Source organism: Pseudomonas tolaasii NCPPB 2192 (assembly GCF_002813445.1).
GTDB classification, from domain to species: Bacteria; Pseudomonadota; Gammaproteobacteria; order Pseudomonadales; family Pseudomonadaceae; genus Aquipseudomonas; species Aquipseudomonas tolaasii.
In genome coordinates, this window is sequence record NZ_PHHD01000001.1 from 5,085,538 (window position 1) to 5,103,100 (window position 17,563).

Below are 17,563 nucleotides of genomic sequence, written 5' to 3' on the forward strand. Positions count from 1 at the left end.
AAGCCCGCTCCCACATTTTTGAGCGTGTGAGGCTTTAATAGCCTAACGACAGGCCCGTGTTGCGACGCGGGTCGTTGGCGCCGTAGAAACGATTATTGCCGACCGGCTTGCCACCCAGCGACGGAGCGCCCACCAGGATTGCCGCCAAGTGGTTGGCATCCTGTGGCCCGGCAAACTTGTGACCCCAGCTTTCGAGGATCTTCTGCGTGTCGGGGCTGACCGCGAAGGTCTCGAGGTTGGTGGTTTCAGGCATCCATTGCTGGTGGAAACGCGGCGCGTCCACGGCCTCCTGGATGTTCATCTTGTAGTCGATGACATTGAGGATGGTCAGCAAGGTGGCGGTGATGATGCGGCTGCCGCCCGGCGTACCGACGACCATCACGGCCTTGCCGTCCTTGGTCACGATGGTCGGGCTCATCGACGACAGCGGCGCCTTGCCTGGCGCGATAGCGTTGGCTTCGCCCTGCACCAGCCCGTACATGTTCGGCACTCCGACCTTGACGGTGAAGTCGTCCATTTCGTCGTTGAGGATCACCCCGGTCTTGCTCGCCATCACACCCGCGCCGAACCAGTCGTTGAGGGTGTAGGTCACCGATACCGCGTTGCCCCACTTGTCTACGATGGAATAGTGCGTGGTGTTGTTGCCTTCATGGGGCGACACACCCGGTTTGATCGCTTGGGAATCCCCGGCTTTCTGCGGCTCGATGGCGGCGCGCAACTTGGCGGCGTAGTCCTTGTCCAGCAGGTGGGCAATCGGGTTCTTCACGAAATCCGGGTCGCCGAGGTAGCTGTTACGGTCCACGTAGGCGTGGCGCATCGCTTCGATCTGGTAGTGCAGGCCCTGGGCCGAGTGATAGCCCAGATCGGCCATCGGGTAGCCTTCGAGGATGTTCATGATCTGGCATATCACCACGCCACCGGAGCTCGGAGGCGGCGCCGAGACGACGTGGTAGCCACGGTAATCGCACTCGATGGGCGCCAGTTCACGGGTCTTGTACTTGTCCAGGTCCGCCTGGGTGATGATGCCTTTGCCGGCCTGGCTGGAATCCACCAGTGCCTTGGCCACCCAACCTTTATAGAAACCATCGCTGCCCTTGGCGGAGATTTCCTTGAGGGTCTTGGCCAGGTCTTTCTGCACCAGCTTCTGGCCGACCTGCATCGGCTGGCCGTTGTGCAGGAAGATGCCGCGCATGTCTTTGTCTTTTTCAAACTCGCCGGTGGCGGTGTGCAGCAGGTCGATATCCCCCTGCTCCAGCTCAAAGCCGTTTTCCGCCAGCTTGATCGCCGGGGCAATCACCTTCGCACGCTTGAGGGTGCCGTATTTGCTCAGGGCCAGCTCCATGCCGGACACGGTGCCGGGCACGCCCACGGCCAGATGGCCCTTGGCGCTCAGGCCGTCGATGACCTTGCCGTCCTTGTCCAGGTACATGTCGGCAGTCGCCGCCAGCGGGGCTTTTTCGCGGAAGTCGAGGAAGGTCTTGCGCCCGTCGGCCAGTTGCACGGTCATGAAACCGCCGCCGCCCAGGTTACCGGCAGCCGGGTACACCACCGCCAGCGCGTAACCCACGGCGACGGCTGCGTCCACCGCGTTGCCGCCGGCCTTGAGCACATCCACCCCCACATGAGTGGCCAAATGCTGGGCGGTCACCACCATGCCATTTTCACCCGCCACCGGGGCCTGGGACGCGGCTTGCACGCCGCTGACCGTCAAGACCAGCGCAGTGGCAATTAATGTGCGATTGAACGGTTGGTATTTCATCCATGGCTACTCTAGTTATTGAGACGCACCAAAATAGCCCTTCCTGGATCCAAGCCCCAGCGCAATGGCGTTTTTATTACAGAACTTGTCGGTCACAGAACGGACGCGAAAAACCCCATGCTATATTTCGCGCCCTGACTGTCGTGCAAGGCGCTTTCACATGGTGATCAAGAAGACCGGCATTCGTGCCCAACAGGCGGACCAGACGCGCGCGCGCATCTTGCAGGCGGCAGTCAAGGTGTTCACCCGCGACGGTTATTCCGGCGGGCGCGTCGACACCATCTCCAAGGAAGCCGACTCCAACGACCGCATGCTTTATTACTATTTCGGCAGCAAGGAACACCTGTTCGTCTGCGTGCTGGAACACATCTACGAGCAATTCAACAAAGCCGAAAGCAAGCTCAAGCTCGACCTCACCGCACCCGCGCAGGCCTTGCGCGACCTGGTGGCGTTTATCTGGAACTACTACGTCAAGCATCCGGAATTCGTGGCGATCCTGAGCGTCGAGAACCTGCATCAGGGCAAGCACGCGCAGCAATCGGGGGAAATGCGCCGGTTGTCCGGCGAAGCGGTGGGCGTGCTGCGGCCCATCATTGAAGCAGGCCAGGCCCAAGACGTGTTCCGCGAGGATGTGGACCTCAAGCATGTGTATTTGATGATTGCTTCGCTCTGTTACTTCTATAACTCCAACCGCCATACCCTCAGTTCGTTTCTGGGTGAAGACCTGGCGGACAAGGGGCAGCAGCGGGATTGGCTGGCCTTCATCACCGACCTGGTGATACGCGGCGTTACGCCACTGTAGAAACCGAATCAAACTGTGGCGTGTCAGTGGGTACCGGGATTGGCCCGCAGGTGCGCCACCTTCTGCTCCAAGCCCTGCCACTGCGGCGCATTCGGCGCAAATTGCCCGCGCAGATACGCCACCAAATCCGCCACCTGGCCATTCGACAAACTGTCCTTGAACCCCGGCATATACCCCAGATCCCGGGTCGCCGGGTTGCTGATGCCTTGCAGGATCACCTTGATCAAGTTATCCGGCCGATCGCTGTGCACATTAGTATTGGTGGCCAGTGACGGGCTGACGCCGAATAACTTCGGCCCCAGGCCATCGGCATGGCAAGCCTTGCATGAACCTTCAAAAACACGGCGGCCATTCGGATTCGGCACGCTCGCCGCCACGGTTTGAGCTTTGGCCGCCGCATCACCGTTGAGCGAAGCCAGGTACACCGCCATCGCGCGAATATCGGTTTTGGGCAGCTTCGACAGCTCGCTCACCACCGGCCCCATGGGCCCTGCCGCCACGCCGTGGGCCTGCGAATAGCCCGTGCTCAAATATGTGAACAATTGATCCTCGGTCCACGGCGTCGGTGCCTTGGACAACCCGTTCAACGCCGGCGCCTCCCAACCATCGACCATGCCGCCTGCCAGGAACGCCTTGCCGCCCTTCTCCGCGCCCATCAGGTTGCGCGGCGAATGACATGCGGCGCAGTGCCCCAAGCCATTGACCAGATAGTTGCCGCGGTTCCACTGCTCGCTGCGCTCCGGCTGCACAGTGATTTCGCCGCGCCTTAAATTCAACGCATTCCAGCCTGCCATCAACGGCCGGATATTGAACGGAAAGCGCATGGCATTCGGCGTAGGCGCCTGGCTCACCGGCGCCTGGCTCATCAGGTAGGCATACAGCGCCTGCATGTCGGCGTCATTGATATTGCGAAACGCCGTGTACGGAAACGCCGGGTACAGGTTGCGCCCATCGCGGCCTATGCCCTCACGCATCGCCCGCTCAAAGGCCGGGTATGACCACGCGCCAATACCGGTCTTTACGTCCGGGGTGATATTGCTGCTGTACAGCACGCCGAACGGCGTCTCCATCGCCAGCCCGCCCGCGTTGGTCGCGCCGCCCGGTGCCGTGTGGCACACCGCGCAATCACCCACGGCTGCCAATAAGCGCCCGCGCTCCAGGGTGGCCTTGGACCAGGTACCGGCAGCGGGCGGGGCAATCGGTGCGATTTCATTGTGGAATGGCCAGGCCGTCGCCATCAGCGCGCCCAGGGTGGCGAACAATGCGCCAAACCACCATTTCTTGCGTTTCTCCGGGGATTTGGCCGGCTCGCCCAGCGTGCCCGCATTCAGCGCAGCCAGCACCCGTTCCGGGGTAATCGGCAGCTCGCGAAAACGTATTCCGGTGGCGTCATAGATCGCATTGGCAATCGCCGCCGCACTCGGCACCGACGCCGACTCCCCCGCGCCCATGGGCGGCTGATCCTGGCGCGGCATCATCAGCACATCGATTTTGGGCACTTCGGGAAAGGTCAGGATCGGATAACCGCCCCACTCCTTGCTCGCCACCGTCGATTCTTCAAAGGTCACCCGTTCCTTCAGCACGCGGCTGGTGGACTGGATCACGTTGCCGTGAATCTGATGCTGTACACCCGCCGGGTTGATCATCATTCCCGAGTCATGACCGATCACCACCCGCGTCACCGACACATCGCCGGTCTGCTTGTCGATGGCCACATCCGCCACCCAGGCGGCCCACGCCGCGCCGAAACCGGGGAATTTGCTGTGGATGTAACGCGCGTAGGCAAAGCCGCGACCGCGCAGCAGATGGTCTTCGTTGGCGGTTTGCATCGGCGCGGTGCGCGGCGACCAGTTGGCACGCTCGGCAGTGGATTTCACCAGGTCGATGGCGCGCTCGTCCTTGAGGTAACGCAGGCGGTATTCCACCGGGTCGACGCCGGCGGCAAACGCCAGCTCATCCATATAGGACTCGTGGGCAAAGGTGTTGGGCAACGCCGACACGCCGCGCATCCACGACGCCCGCACGATGGGAGCCATGTCGTTGATGGTCACGCGCATATTGTCGATGTCGTAGGGCGGGATCGAAGTGCGGTCGCCCATTTCGAACATCGCCGCCACCGGTTCCACGCGGCCGGTCAGCAGCAGCGCCAGGGTCGGCGCGCCGTTGGAGGGGTAGCTGGTTTCAAAGTCGTAGGCGGCGATGCTGCCGTCGGCATTCAGCCCGCCGTCCACATCCATCAATTGGGCGGTGCCCTTGGGTTCCCACAAGTGCTCCTGCTCGCGGGTCAACTGCACGCGCACCGGTTTGCCCACGGCGCGGGACAATAACAACGCATCGGCGCATACATCGTCCGCGCAATTGCGCCCGTAACAGCCCGCCGCTTCCATGCGGATCACGTCGATCAGTGCCTCATCGCACTCAAGCAACCACGCCAGATCCGCGCGCAACAGGTGCGGGTTCTGGCTGCCCGACCATACCCGGCTGCCTGACGGGGAATAGTCCGCCACACCGCAAGACGGCCCGATCGAGCCATGCATCTGGTACGGCCACAGGTAACTGCGCGGCATACGCTGGCTGGCATTGGCCAGGGCGTCATCGACTGCGCCCTGGTCCAGCACCGTGCGCCGCACCCGGGGGTTGTCGCGGATGGCCTGTTCGACGTCGCTCATGTCCGGCAAGGCGTTGTTCCAGGGCTTCCAGTGCACTTGCAGTTCATGGGCAGCCTTGATCGCCTGCTCTTCGCGCAGCGCCACCACGCCGACAAAATCACGGATCACCACCACGGCGACGATGCCGGGAATATGCGCAATGGAGGCCTCGTCCACCCTGAGCAGGCTATTGCCCACAAAATCTCCGCAATCGAGCCCCGCATACGGCGGGCGCACCACCCGGCCGTGGAGCATGTCGGGCACGCGCATGTCGTGGATGTAGGTCAGCTCACCGGTGGCTTTACCGGGGATATCCACCCGCGCCGCGCCCTTGCCCACCAGGCGGTAATCCTCAATGGCTTTGAGCGGCGCATCACCGCTGATGCGCAATTGATCGTGCTGGCCGCTGACCAGTTCGCCATAGGTGGTGGTACGCCCGTCCGCGGCGTGAACAACGCCGGCTTCGACCTTGAGGCTGGCGGTGCTCACGCCCCAGCGCCCCGCCGCCCGCGCCAGCAGAAAACGCCGCGCTTCGGCGGCGGCGTTACGCAAGGGAATGGCGGAAATCTGCAAGGTCGCACTGGCGATGGTCGCGCCCTGGTTGGGCGCGCGCTCGGTGTCGCCGAGCACCATCTTGACCTGCTCCATGTTCAGGTCCAGTTCCTCGGCGACGATCTGCGCCAGCGACGTGCGAATGCCGGTGCCCAGATCGACATGGCCATTGAACGCATACACCAGTCCATCGTCGTTCACCGCGATAAACAGCCCCAGCTCCCTGGGCTTCACGGTGGGCGTACCGCCCTTGGCCACCGGGCCCGACGGTGGCAGCACATCATCGACGATCAACAGCACACCGGCCTTGGCCAGCCATTGGTCACGGGAAAGCGTCGTCTCGGTCATGGTCGTGGGTCCACAGTCATCAGGCGGGCGGCACGCAGCACGGCGCGCAGGATTTCAATATGGGTGCCGCAGCGGCAGAGGTTGCCCGAGAGCTCATTGCGGATCTGGGCTTCGCTGGGGTCGGGGTTGCGGTCGAGCAAGGCTTTGGTCGTCATGATCATGCCGTTCAGGCAATAGCCGCATTGCGCGGCTTGCTCATCGATAAAGGCTTGCTGCACCGGGTGTGGCGCCTGGCGCGTGCCGAGGCCTTCAAGGGTAACGATCTGGCGCCCCGCTGCGCCCGCCAGCGGGAACACACAGGAGCGCGCCGCCACCCCGTCGATGATCACAGTGCAGGCACCACACTCCCCCAGGCCGCAGCCATACTTGGGGCCGTTGAGTGCCAGATCATTGCGCAACACCAGTAACAGCGGGGTGTCCGCCATGGCGCTGACATCGCTTTTCTGGCCGTTGACCTCGAGGGTCACCGTGATATTCGGGCTGATCATTCGCTTCGCCTGTGCCATTTGGTGAAGTAACCACTACACGAAACAATCAAAAAAAAGCGCCGCGGACCTGGGGTCTCGCGACACACTTCATACGTGAAGTGCCTGCTACATCAACTCAGAGCAAAAACGGTGCCAGCCGTGACTACTCCTGCGGGTCGTCGATCATTTTGCGTAGCAGAAACAGCACCGCCACCCGCTCGGCCGGGTTGAGGTTGCTCATGGTCAGCTCGCTGATCTGCGCGGCCCGAGGCGCGGTTTGCGCGACGAGCTCGGCACCGGCGGCAGACAGGTCCACCACCACCTTGCGCTTGTCCTGCGGGTCCGGCTCCAGGGTAATCAGCTCCTTCGCCTTGAGCCGCTCGACGATACCGCGAATGGTCGCCTGGTCGACGGCGGTGGCCTTGACCAGCTCCGTCAATGAACTTGCACCGTGATCGCGCAGGGCACAGAGGGTGACGAATTGCACGGCGGTGAGCTGGGAGTCGCCGACATGCTGCTGAAAAATCGCCAGATGGCGCTGGTAGGCCTTGCGCAACAGGTGGCCGACTTGCTCGGAAAAGACATAGGAATCAGGCACGGCGGGCTCGGGAGGTGGTGGGCGATGGAGAAGCATGTTACCTCATATGATCGTTCCCACGCTCCGCGTGGGAATGCCGCCTGGGACGCTCCGCGTCCCGCCTTCGGGTGCATGGGTGACGCAGAGCGTCACGGGATGCATTCCCACGCGGAGCGTGGGAACGATCTTTTCAGCGTGCCTGGGAGGCCTGCGGTGCGACGACGTCACCTCCGATCACCACCGCCTCGTCATCCAGATACACATCGCAATTGCGCAACGGAATGTCCATATGGCACGGCGTCTTGCGCGTCCCCCCCACCTCGGTATTCGGCCCGGTGGAGAACAGGAAGTTGCCGTAAAACGCCCGCGCGTCCATGCACATGCCGTCGTTTTTGTCGTGCAGGCCCATGGCCGTCCACTGCGCCCGTGGCTGCAGGCCCCAGCCGATATGGGAAATGCCGTACACCTCGGGGTCGTTGAAGTACTTCATGTAGTCGCGCAGGTATTCGGCCTCAAAGCCGCCGTGGATTTTGGTGATAAAGCCCTTCTCAATCTCCAGCGTGATCTTTTCGCGGGTGTAGGTCTTGAACGGCAGCAGAATGTCGCCGATATCCAGCACCAGCACGCCCTCGGCGGTTTCTTCGTTGGGCCAGGAGAACAAAAAGCCGCTGGGCCAGTGGTCCCAACGCCCCGGTTCATCGGCAAAGCCGTATTCGGTGACTGACGGGTATTGCCCCAGCGCCGCGCGAAAATCGCTGCCGGCGCGAGACTTGACGTGAATCGAGCGCGCCTTTTTCAGCAACTGTTCGGCGGCCAGCACGCGCACCTTGTCTTCTTCGGTCGGCAGCATGCGCGCCAGCACTTCCGGCGGCTCCACGGCCAACAGAATGCGCGTGCCGGTCTTGAGGATCTGCTCCTGCTCGGGCGAATGCAGCAGCATCATGGTGTCGACGATCAGGTCGGCGGCTTCGAGCGCGCGCTGGGCCGCGAGGTTGCCGGTCAACGCGGTGTCGCCGCAGTAGGCGGTCATGTCGTTGCCCATCGCCTTGGGGTGGTTGAACGACGGCAGCTCCACCGCGTACACCTTGGCGCCCAGACGCTGGGCGGCATCCATGGCGGCGCGCACGGTACGCGGGTCGGAGTAATGGCTCTTGAGCACGGCGACGCTCTGGGTCGGATCGACCTTCGACAGCTTCAGCACGTGTTCAAACATCTGGGTCAGTTCGCAATCGCTTACCGGCATTTTCCTGTCTCCTGTGGGGCTGCACCAAGTTCAGGCATCGCGCTTCACACTAGTGCATTTTTATAGCGTATACGCCAATTACTGACGATAAGACCTGAATTGCATGCGGACTGCAAGCGTCGCGCCAAAACGTTACCAATCCACACAAACCTAATATTTAAAGGCTACTCAGCGTTACACAGGACAAATACGGTCAAAAATAAATTTTATAATCGTGGGCTTCCCATTTCAAAAAATGAGCGTATACACTTTAAAAACCTTGCGGACAGATGCCGCCGAAAATCAAAAAGAGAGAGGATTACGCCCCATGGGAAGCACTCAGAAAATCGCCATCGTCGGTGCCGGCCTTGGCGGTGCCGCCGCCGCCACCCTGCTGCAACAAGCCGGCTTTGACGTGGATATCTACGAGCAGGCGCCGGAGTTCTCCCGGCTGGGCGCGGGGATCCACATGGGGCCCAACATCATGAAAATCTTCCGCCGCATGGGCATCGAAAAACAGTTGGACCTGATGGGCTCGCACCCCGAGCACTGGTTCAGCCGTTGCGGTGAAACGGGCGACTACCTCTCACGCATCCCCCTGACCGGCTACGGCGCGTCCTACATCACCGTGCACCGTGGCGACCTGCATGCCCTGCAGATGTCCACCCTCAAGCCGGGCACCCTGCATTTCAACAAGCGCCTGGAAACCCTCGAAGAGACCGACACCCAAGTGCGCCTGACCTTCGCTGACGGCCAGGTGACCTACGCCGACATCGTGATCGGCGCCGACGGCATCAACTCCAAGATCCGCGAGGAACTGCTGGGGGTGGAAAAACCGCTGTACAGCGGCTGGGTCGCGCACCGTGCGCTGATCCGCGGCGACCAGTTGGCCAAGTACGATTTGAAGTTTGAAGACTGCATCAAGTGGTGGACCGAAGACCGCCACATGATGGTCTACTACACCACCGGCAAGCGCGACGAGTACTACTACGTGACCGGCGTGCCCCATGCCGAATGGGATTTCCAGGGCGCCTTCGTCGACAGCAGTCGCGAGGAGATGTTCGACGCCTTCAAGGGCTACCACCCCACCGTGCAGGCGCTGATCGAATCCACCGAAAGCGTGACCAAATGGCCGCTGCGCAACCGCAACCCGCTGCCGCTGTGGAGCCGTGGCCGCCTGGTATTGTTGGGCGATGCCTGCCACCCGATGAAACCGCACATGGCCCAGGGCGCCGGCATGGCCATCGAAGACGCCGCCATGCTCACCCGGTGCCTGCAGGAAACCGGCATCAGCGATTACCGCACCGCCTTTCAGCTCTACGAAGCCAACCGCAAGGAGCGCGCCTCCCGCGTTCAGGCCGTGTCCAACGCCAACACCTGGCTGCGCACCCAGGAAGATCCGGATTGGGTTTATGGCTACGACCTGTACGCCCAGCAACTGAAGTCGGGGGTGGCCGCGTGAGCACCTTTCTGTATGGCGGCAACGTGCAAGCCAACGGCATTCGCCAGCACTACCTGCGCTACGGCGGCAAAGGCCCGGCACTGATCCTGATTCCGGGCATCACCAGCCCGGCGATCACCTGGGGCTTTGTCGCCGAACGCCTGGGCGTGCAGTTCGACACCTATGTGCTGGATGTGCGCGGCCGCGGCTTGTCGTCGACCGGCCCGGAACTGGATTACAGCGCTGACACCTGCGCCGATGACATCGGCGCGTTTGCCGAGGCACTCGGCCTCGACCATTACCACCTGATGGGCCATTCCATGGGCGCCCGGTTTGCCGTGCGCAGCGCCGTCAAGCACCCCCGGGGCGTCAACCGCGTGGTGCTGATCGACCCGCCTGTTTCAGGCCCTGGCCGACGCGAATACCCGAGCAAGCTGCCGTGGTACGTCGACTCGATCCGCCAGTCGCTGATCGGCATGGATGCAGAGGCGATGCGCGCCTTCTGCGCCACCTGGACCGAAGAGCAACTGCAGCTGCGCGCCGAATGGCTGCACACCTGCTATGAGCCCGCCATCGTGCGCGCCTTCAATGACTTCCACAGCGTTGACTTCCACCAGGACCTGCCTCACCTCAACGCCCCTGCCCTGTTGATGGTGGCCGGGCGCGGCGGTGTGATCCTCGACGAAGACGTGGCCGAAATCCAGGACTTGCAACCGAACATTCAGGTCGCGCGCGTCGCGAACGCCGGACACATGATTCCGTGGGACGACCTCGACGGCTTTTTCAACGCCCTCGGCGACTTTCTCACCCGATAAGAACGGAGACCACCATGCACAAGCCTTACCGCATCGGCCAGATCGTGCCGAGCTCCAACACCACCATGGAAACCGAGATCCCGGCGATGCTCACCGCACGCCAGGCCATCCGCCCCGAGCGTTTTACCTTTCACTCCAGCCGCATGCGCATGAAGCAAGTGCGCAAGGAAGAACTGGCGGCGATGGACGGCGAGTCCGATCGCTGCGCCGTCGAGCTGTCCGACGCCAAGGTGGATGTACTCGGTTATGCGTGCCTGGTGGCGATCATGGCCATGGGGCTGGGCTACCACCGCAATTCCGAGCAACGCCTGCGCAAGGCCACCGCCGACAACGACGCCAACGCCCCGGTGATCACCAGCGCCGGCGCCTTGATCGAAGGCCTGAAAGTCATGGGCGCCAAACGCATCGCCATTGTCGCGCCGTACATGAAGCCGCTGACTGAACTGGTGGTCAATTACATCCGCGAGGAAGGCTTTGAAGTGGTGGACTGGCGCGCGCTGGAAATCCCCGACAACCTCGAAGTGGCGCGCCACGACCCCGCCAACCTGCCGGCCATCGTCGCCGGGATGAACCTCGAAGGCGTGGACGTGATCGTGCTGTCGGCCTGCGTGCAGATGCAGTCGCTGCCGGTGGTGGCCAAGGTCGAAGCGCAAACCGGCAAACCCGTGCTGACCGCCGCCATTGCCACCACCTACGCGATGCTCAAGGCATTGGACCTGGAGCCCATCGTTCCAGGCGCCGGCGCCCTGCTCTCCGGTGCTTACTGAAATGTGCAAAAGACCTCTGTGGCAAGCCCGCTCGCCACAAAAAGCTCGCTCGCCACAGGTCCAGTGCACTGTTCAGAATTGAGGAGTTGAAGATGAGTGAACAATCCGCCGACGCCAACTACCAGGGCGTATGGGGCAACCGCATCGGCTTCGGCAAAAAGGCTGCGCTGCTGATGATTGATTTCATGCAGGGCTACACCACCGAAGGCGCGCCGTTGTTCGCGCCGGGTGTGGTCAGTGCGGTGGCCGAAAGCGTCGAGCTGCTGGCCAGTGCACGCGAGCATGGGGTTGCGGTAGTGCACACCAATATCCGCTACCATCCCGGCCATTTCGCCGATGGCGGCATCTGGGTCAAGAAGGCCCCGGTGATGAAGGACATGGTCGAAGGCAACCCGCTCGCAGCGTTCTGCGCCGAGGTGCTGCCCCAGGCCGATGAAGTGGTGATCACCAAACAGTACGCCAGTGCGTTTTTCGGCAGCAGTCTGGCCCCGATGCTGCACGCCCAGGGCATCGACACCGTGGTACTGGCCGGCTGCTCCACCAGTGGCTGCATCCGCGCCACGGCGGTGGATGCCGTGCAACACGGGTTTCGCACCATCGTCGTGCGCGAATGCGTCGGCGACCGGCACCCGGCTCCCCATGAAGCCAACCTGTTCGATATCGACAGCAAGTACGGCGACGTGGTGAGCAAGCAGGAGGCGATGAGCAAGTTCAGGGAGCCATAACGATTCACCGGGAACCACGACAAAGAGCGTGGTCCTGCGCAAAACTGTGAGCCGCCCCCGGTTAAAAGGTGGGAGCTGGCTTGCCTGCGATGGCGGTGGGTCAGCAACATCCCTGTTGCCTGACACGCCCTCATCGCAGGCAAGCCAGCTCCCACAATAGAAAGCCGGTGCAGCTCTCAGTCTTCTGACACTGCCTTTGGACGTCGCTTCTACAGCACTCCGAAGTGCTGGAACAAAAGCGGCCGTATAAAAACCATAAGTCACCGCCAGGAGACACCCCAATGCCCATTGCGAATGCAGCGCCCGCGACCCATGTCGCAGACCCCGTCACCACGCTCTACCACAAGATCACCTGGAAGCTGATTCCGTTCCTGTGTTTCTGCTACCTGGCAGCCTATCTGGACCGCATCAACATCGGCTTCGCCAAGTTGCAGATGCTCGACCAGTTGCACTTCAGCGAAACCGCGTTCGGCCTCGGCGCCGGGCTGTTCTTCGTTGGCTACATCCTCTTTGAAGTGCCGAGCAACCTGGTGCTGGAGCGGGTCGGCGCGAAAATCTGGATCGCGCGCATCATGATCACCTGGGGCCTGCTCTCGGCCTGCACCATGCTGGTCACGTCCACCACCCAGTTCTACATCCTGCGCTTCCTGCTCGGCGCCGCCGAAGCGGGCTTTTTGCCAGGGGTTCTGTATTACCTGACCACCTGGTTCCCCACCCACCGGCGCGGGCGGATCATCGCGCTGTTCATGATCGGCCTGCCGCTCTCCAGCGTGATCGGCGGCCCGCTGTCCGGCTGGGTCATGGCCCACTTTGACAGCGTCGGCGGCCTGCGCGGCTGGCAGTGGCTGTTCCTGATCGAAGCGGTGCCCAGCGTGCTGCTCGGTGTGCTGACCTTCTGGGCGCTGCCCAATAGTTATCAGCAGGCCAAATGGCTGTCTGCCGAGGAAAAATCCCTGCTGGAAAGCGAGCTGCGCAAGGACGAAGCCGACGCCACCGGCAGCAAGCACAGCTTCCGCGACGGATTCTTCAACCTCAAGGTGTGGATGCTCGGCGGCATCGACTTCTCGATCCTGCTCAGCGCCTATGCCATGGGCTTCTGGATGCCGACCTTCATCCGCAATGCCGGGGTCACCGACACCTTCCACATCGGCGTGCTCACGGCCCTGCCCAGCATCGCCGCGTTGCTGGGCATGCTGCTGATCGGCGCCAGCTCCGACAAACACCGCGAGCGTCGCTGGCACATCATCGTGCCGTTTTTCATCGGCGCAGCCGCCATGGCCACCAGCACGTTCTTTACCCATAACGTGGCCGCCACCGTGGCGCTGTTCGCGATTGCCTCGGCCGCCATCATCGGCGCGGTGCCGGTGTTTTTCAGCCTGCCGGCCACCTTCCTCAAAGGTACCGCCGCCGCCACGGGCTTTGCCCTGGCCTGTTCGGTGGCCAACATTGCCGGCTTGGTGAGTAATTCGTTGATGGGGGTTGCGATCGATGTCACAGGCAGCAGCGCCGGTGCCTTGTGGTTTTTCGCCGGCTGCCTGATCCTCAGCAGCTTCCTGGTCATCGCCTTGCCGGCGAAACTGGTGAACCGTTAACAACAATAATTTTTCGGATGAATCACCATGCAAGGCTTCCTGAAAAGCTGTGCGCTGCTTGTCGCCGTCGGCCTGTGTGCAGGCACGGCGCAAGCGGCTGAGAAAGTCATTTTCGACACCGACTTCAACGTGCTCAACGATGACGGCCAGGCCTTCATCATGCTCGCCCAGCTGCATGCGCAAAAACGCATCGAGCTGCTGGGCATGACCCTGGTCAGCGGCAACGCCTGGGTTGACCAGGAACAGGTTGACGCCCTCAAGGCCGTGGAACGCATGGGCGTGGAGAAAGAGGTGGGCGTCTATTCCGGCGCCGCCTACCCGCTGTTGCATGACTTCGCCACCTATGAGGCAGAAAAAACCCTGTTCGGCGTGGGCTGGCCGGGGGCGTTCAAAAACCCCCGCCCTACTTCACCGTCGCAGTTGATCGCGCCACCGGATGGCCTGGCCACTCATACCCAATTGCGCAGCGAAACTGCCGCGCAGTTCATCGTGCAAAGCGTGCGCGCCAACCCCCATCAGGTGACGATTCTGGCAGTCGGCCCGTTGACCAACATCGCCCTGGCCATTCGTTCGGCGCCGGACATCGTGCCGCTGATCAAGCGCATCGTGTACATGGGGGGCGCCCTGGAGATTCCGGGCAACACCACGCCGGCGGCGGAATTCAACTGGTGGTTCGACCCGGAGGCCGCGAAGATCGTGTTGCGCTCGCCGATCGAACACGTGATTTTCCCCAACGACGTGTGCGAGAAAGTCACCTTCGACAAGTCGGTGTACCAGCGCGTGATTGCACAGAAAGGCGCGATAGCCGACCTGTACAAGCATGAGTTCGGGCCACTGTTCGACAAGGACCCGGGCTACCACAGCTTCACCTGGGACAGCTTGCCGGCGTTGTTTTTGGTCAGCCCGCAGATCGTCACCGAGTCTCGTGACTTGTGGGTGGATGTGGATGCCACCTTCGGCGCCGACTACGGCCGTGCGCTGGGCTACAAGAAAGGCGCGCCGGTGGGTACGCAGAAAGCCAAGGTAGTATTCGGCGTGGACCAGAAGAAATTCTGGGACGGCTACGTCAACCTCGTGACGCTGCCAACCCCCGTCAAACACTGACAGTGTTGATCGCTCCCACGGGCTGTGGGAGCGATCTTCACTCAGTCCGCCAGGGCAAACCCGCGCTGCAGATCCTCGATCAGCGTCGCCACATCCTCCAGGCCGATATGCAGGCGCACCACCGGGTTCAACGCCCTGTCCGCCGCGCTCTCACGATCCCTGGTATCCGCCACGGTAACCAGGCTTTCATAGCCACCCCACGAAGCGCCCAACCCAAACACCTGCAAACCGTCGATAAAGCGTTCGAGCCAGGCCGGGTCAAGGCTGCTCAGTTCAAACGACAACAAGCCATTGCTGCCGGTGAAATCCCGACGCCACAGCGCATGCCCCGGATGCCCGGGCAAGGCCGGGTGGAACACGCGCTTGACCTGAGGTTGCGCCTGCAACCATTGGGCGATTTCGACCGCCTGACGCTCATGCACATCCAGCCTGGGCGCCAGGGTGCGTGCACCGCGCAGAATCAGGTATGCGTCGTCGGCACTCACGGCATTGCCGAAGGTGTCGCTCATCCGGCCCAGCGCCGGCCAGGCTGCTTCGGTGGTGCTCACGCTGCCCATCATCACGTCGCTGTGGCCGCCGAGGTACTTGGTCAGGGCCATGATGGAAATGTCCGCGCCCAACGCCAGCGGGCGGTACAGGTAGCCTGAGCCCCAGGTGTTGTCGACCGCCAGCAGAATATTGCGCGGCTTGCACAGCGCCGCCATCGCAGGCAAATCACACAGTTCATACAGCAGCGAGCCCGGCACTTCGGCGTAGACCAGTTTGGTGTTGGCCTGCAACTGCGCTTCCAGCCCCTGACCGTCCGGTGCGAAATAGCTGACTTCGATGCCGAAGGGCTCGAGGAATTCCAGGGCCAGTTTGCGCACCGGCGAATACACCGCGTCGGTGATCAGCACATGGTCGCCGGGGCGCAGATACGCCAGGCACACCTGGGCCGCCGCCGCGAGGCCGGTACCGTAAAGGCGCGTGCGATAGCCACCTTCCAGTTCGGTCACCAGGTCTTCCAGCGCATGGGACGTCGGGTTGCCGCGCGCGCCGTAACTGAGCACGCGCTCGCTGTCACGGCGGGCACGGGCGTCGCGCATTTGCGCAAGGTTATCGAACAGCACCGTGCTCAGGCGCGTCACCGGCACGTTGACCGCGCGGCCGCCCTGGCCTTTTTCGGTGCGCGCAGCGTGGATCAACCGGGTGCGTACCCGCGACGGAGCCGTCAGCGGCTTGAGGCTGGCGATTTCCGCCTCGCTCATCTGCGCCAGCAGGCCGATTTCCCAGGCCAGATACTGGCGCGCGGCGTCCTTGTTGCCGCTGTGGCGGTCGTGGGTGAAGAACAGAAAGTCGATGCACTGCGCGTCTGGCGGGGTTTGCGCGTCTTCGATGACGGGCAGGCCAGCCGCAGCCCAGGCGGCAAAACTGCCGTCCAACAGCCTCGCATCCAGCCCTTCGGCAGCAAAAGCAGCCAGCGCCGGATCGTCCGCCACCAGCACCAACGGGCGATGATCGGTGTTAAGCAATGAGCGAATCGACCACTGCGAACCCGGAATGTGCCCCTTGCGAAACACCATGCTCGGGCGCAAGTCGACCAGGTTGACATCGTTCAACTCCAGCGCAAGCGCCTGGGCGCTGATCAGTGGCAACGGCGCATACGCCACCGGCTGCAACACCGGCAATGCAAGGCCGCTGGCAATGCCGCCGCGCAATACATAGGCCTCATGCCCCAACTGGCGCAACCAACTGGCCACAATCGGCGCACGCACGCCGTCACTGTCCACCAGCACCACCCGCGCCTGGCGCACGCCGATATACAGGTCGGTGGACTGGATCAACTGCCCGCCCGGCGTGTGTTGCGCGCCTGGCAACGTGCCCAGCGCAAACTCTTCGGCGGTGCGCACGTCGCACAGAAACAGGCTGCGCTGGGCGTCGCCGGCCCACTGGCGCACCTGATCCGCCGAGACATTCACCACCCCTGCCCGCTCAGCCAGTTGCCGGGCGGCCAGCCGCTGCTCAGCCAGGTCAGTGCTGACCTGCTCGGCATAACGCCGCGTACTGCCGTGCTCCAGTTTGAAGTCTTCCAGGTACCAGCCCTGAGTGCCGTTTTCCAGCGCGTAGATCGGGTTCTTCAAGCCCAGGTTGATCAGCGTCTGCGCGCCGATGATGCTGCGCGTGCGTCCGGCGCAGTTGACCACGATGGGCGTGCGGTCATCCGGCACCAGATCATGCACGCGGTAGCCCAGTTCGCCATTCGGGCAGCAGATGGAACCGGGAATGGTCATCTTGCGGTACTCATCGAAGGGCCGGCCATCCAGCAACACGTGCGGTTCGCCACGGGCCTGCCACTCGGCCAATTGCCGCGCGGTGATGTGGGGCGTGTGGCTGGCTTCTTCCACCAACTCGCCAAAGGCCTTGGACGGCACATGCACCCCGGCGAACAACTGCAAGCCAGCGGCCTGCCAGCCATCCGCGCCACCTTCCAGCACGTGCATGAGGCTGTAACCCAGGGTGTGCAAACGCTCGGCCGCGCGCGCCGCCACTTCACCGCCGTCCTGGTCGTAAATCACCAGACGGACCTGCGGGTTGGGCGCCAGGCGGCGTACCTCCAGCTCCAGGCGGCTATAGGGCAGGTTCACCCCGTGAAACAGGTGGGCTTCACCGTATTGCCCGTGCTCGCGCACGTCGAACACGGCGATTTCCTGCCCGTCGAACAGCCATTGCTGCAGTTGACTTGGGGTGATGGTCTGGCTCATGGA

General features: G+C 62.7%; 13 protein-coding genes. 7 read left to right on the forward strand and 6 right to left on the reverse strand.

All coding sequences use genetic code 11. The features are described from left to right. Positions 1-34 precede the first annotated feature (34 nt). Positions 35-1,759, reverse strand: coding sequence for a gamma-glutamyltransferase (gene ggt / locus ATI14_RS23365; RefSeq protein WP_016969397.1), 1,725 nt, complete (start codon positions 1,757-1,759; stop codon positions 35-37). A 160-nt stretch (positions 1,760-1,919) separates the two neighbouring features. On the opposite strand from ggt, the gene ATI14_RS23370 reads away from it, so the two are divergent. Next, positions 1,920-2,561 (forward strand): TetR/AcrR family transcriptional regulator, encoded by a 642-nt coding sequence (locus tag ATI14_RS23370; protein ID WP_016969398.1) that lies wholly within the window; start codon positions 1,920-1,922, stop codon positions 2,559-2,561. A 23-nt stretch (positions 2,562-2,584) separates the two neighbouring features. Here ATI14_RS23370 and ATI14_RS23375 read toward each other — a convergent pair whose 3' ends face one another. From ATI14_RS23375 to ATI14_RS23390, 4 genes are all read right to left on the reverse strand, one after another. Continuing rightward, on the reverse strand, positions 2,585-6,109 hold the full coding sequence (locus ATI14_RS23375) for a molybdopterin cofactor-binding domain-containing protein (RefSeq protein ID WP_080520558.1): 3,525 nt from the start codon (positions 6,107-6,109) through the stop codon (positions 2,585-2,587). Further along, complete coding sequence (locus tag ATI14_RS23380) at positions 6,106-6,597, reverse strand: (2Fe-2S)-binding protein (protein WP_016969400.1); 492 nt, start codon at positions 6,595-6,597, stop codon at positions 6,106-6,108. Before ATI14_RS23380 ends, ATI14_RS23375 begins: the two co-directional genes overlap by 4 nt. 142 nt (positions 6,598-6,739) lie before the next feature. Then, a complete protein-coding gene (locus ATI14_RS23385; RefSeq protein WP_016969401.1) occupies positions 6,740-7,174 on the reverse strand; it encodes a MarR family winged helix-turn-helix transcriptional regulator in 435 nt (144 codons plus the stop codon). 169 nt (positions 7,175-7,343) lie between these two features. After that, a complete protein-coding gene (locus tag ATI14_RS23390) occupies positions 7,344-8,396 on the reverse strand; it encodes a 2,5-dihydroxypyridine 5,6-dioxygenase (RefSeq protein WP_016969402.1) in 1,053 nt (350 codons plus the stop codon). 307 nt (positions 8,397-8,703) lie between these two features. On the opposite strand from ATI14_RS23390, the gene ATI14_RS23395 reads away from it, so the two are divergent. From ATI14_RS23395 to ATI14_RS23420, 6 genes are all read left to right on the forward strand, one after another. Beyond that, a complete protein-coding gene (locus ATI14_RS23395; protein WP_016969403.1) occupies positions 8,704-9,837 on the forward strand; it encodes an FAD-dependent monooxygenase in 1,134 nt (377 codons plus the stop codon). Beyond that, positions 9,834-10,631: an alpha/beta fold hydrolase gene (locus ATI14_RS23400; RefSeq protein ID WP_016969404.1), complete on the forward strand. Its 798-nt coding sequence runs from the start codon at positions 9,834-9,836 to the stop codon at positions 10,629-10,631. Before ATI14_RS23395 ends, ATI14_RS23400 begins: the two co-directional genes overlap by 4 nt. A 14-nt stretch (positions 10,632-10,645) precedes the next feature. Further along, a complete protein-coding gene (locus tag ATI14_RS23405; protein ID WP_016969405.1) occupies positions 10,646-11,398 on the forward strand; it encodes a maleate cis-trans isomerase family protein in 753 nt (250 codons plus the stop codon). A 92-nt stretch (positions 11,399-11,490) separates the two neighbouring features. After that, entirely contained in the window at positions 11,491-12,123 is a 633-nt protein-coding gene (locus ATI14_RS23410; RefSeq protein WP_016969406.1) for an N-carbamoylsarcosine amidohydrolase, read from the forward strand. A gap of 281 nt (positions 12,124-12,404) precedes the next feature. Then, a complete protein-coding gene (locus ATI14_RS23415; RefSeq protein WP_016969407.1) occupies positions 12,405-13,715 on the forward strand; it encodes an MFS transporter in 1,311 nt (436 codons plus the stop codon). Positions 13,716-13,742: 27 nt separating this feature from the next. Then, a complete protein-coding gene (locus ATI14_RS23420; RefSeq protein WP_016969408.1) occupies positions 13,743-14,819 on the forward strand; it encodes a nucleoside hydrolase in 1,077 nt (358 codons plus the stop codon). A gap of 41 nt (positions 14,820-14,860) precedes the next feature. Here the strand turns inward: ATI14_RS23420 and metC are convergent, their stop codons facing one another. Further along, on the reverse strand, positions 14,861-17,560 hold the full coding sequence (gene metC / locus ATI14_RS23425) for a cystathionine beta-lyase (protein ID WP_080520559.1): 2,700 nt from the start codon (positions 17,558-17,560) through the stop codon (positions 14,861-14,863). Between the last annotated feature and the right edge of the window lie 3 nt (positions 17,561-17,563).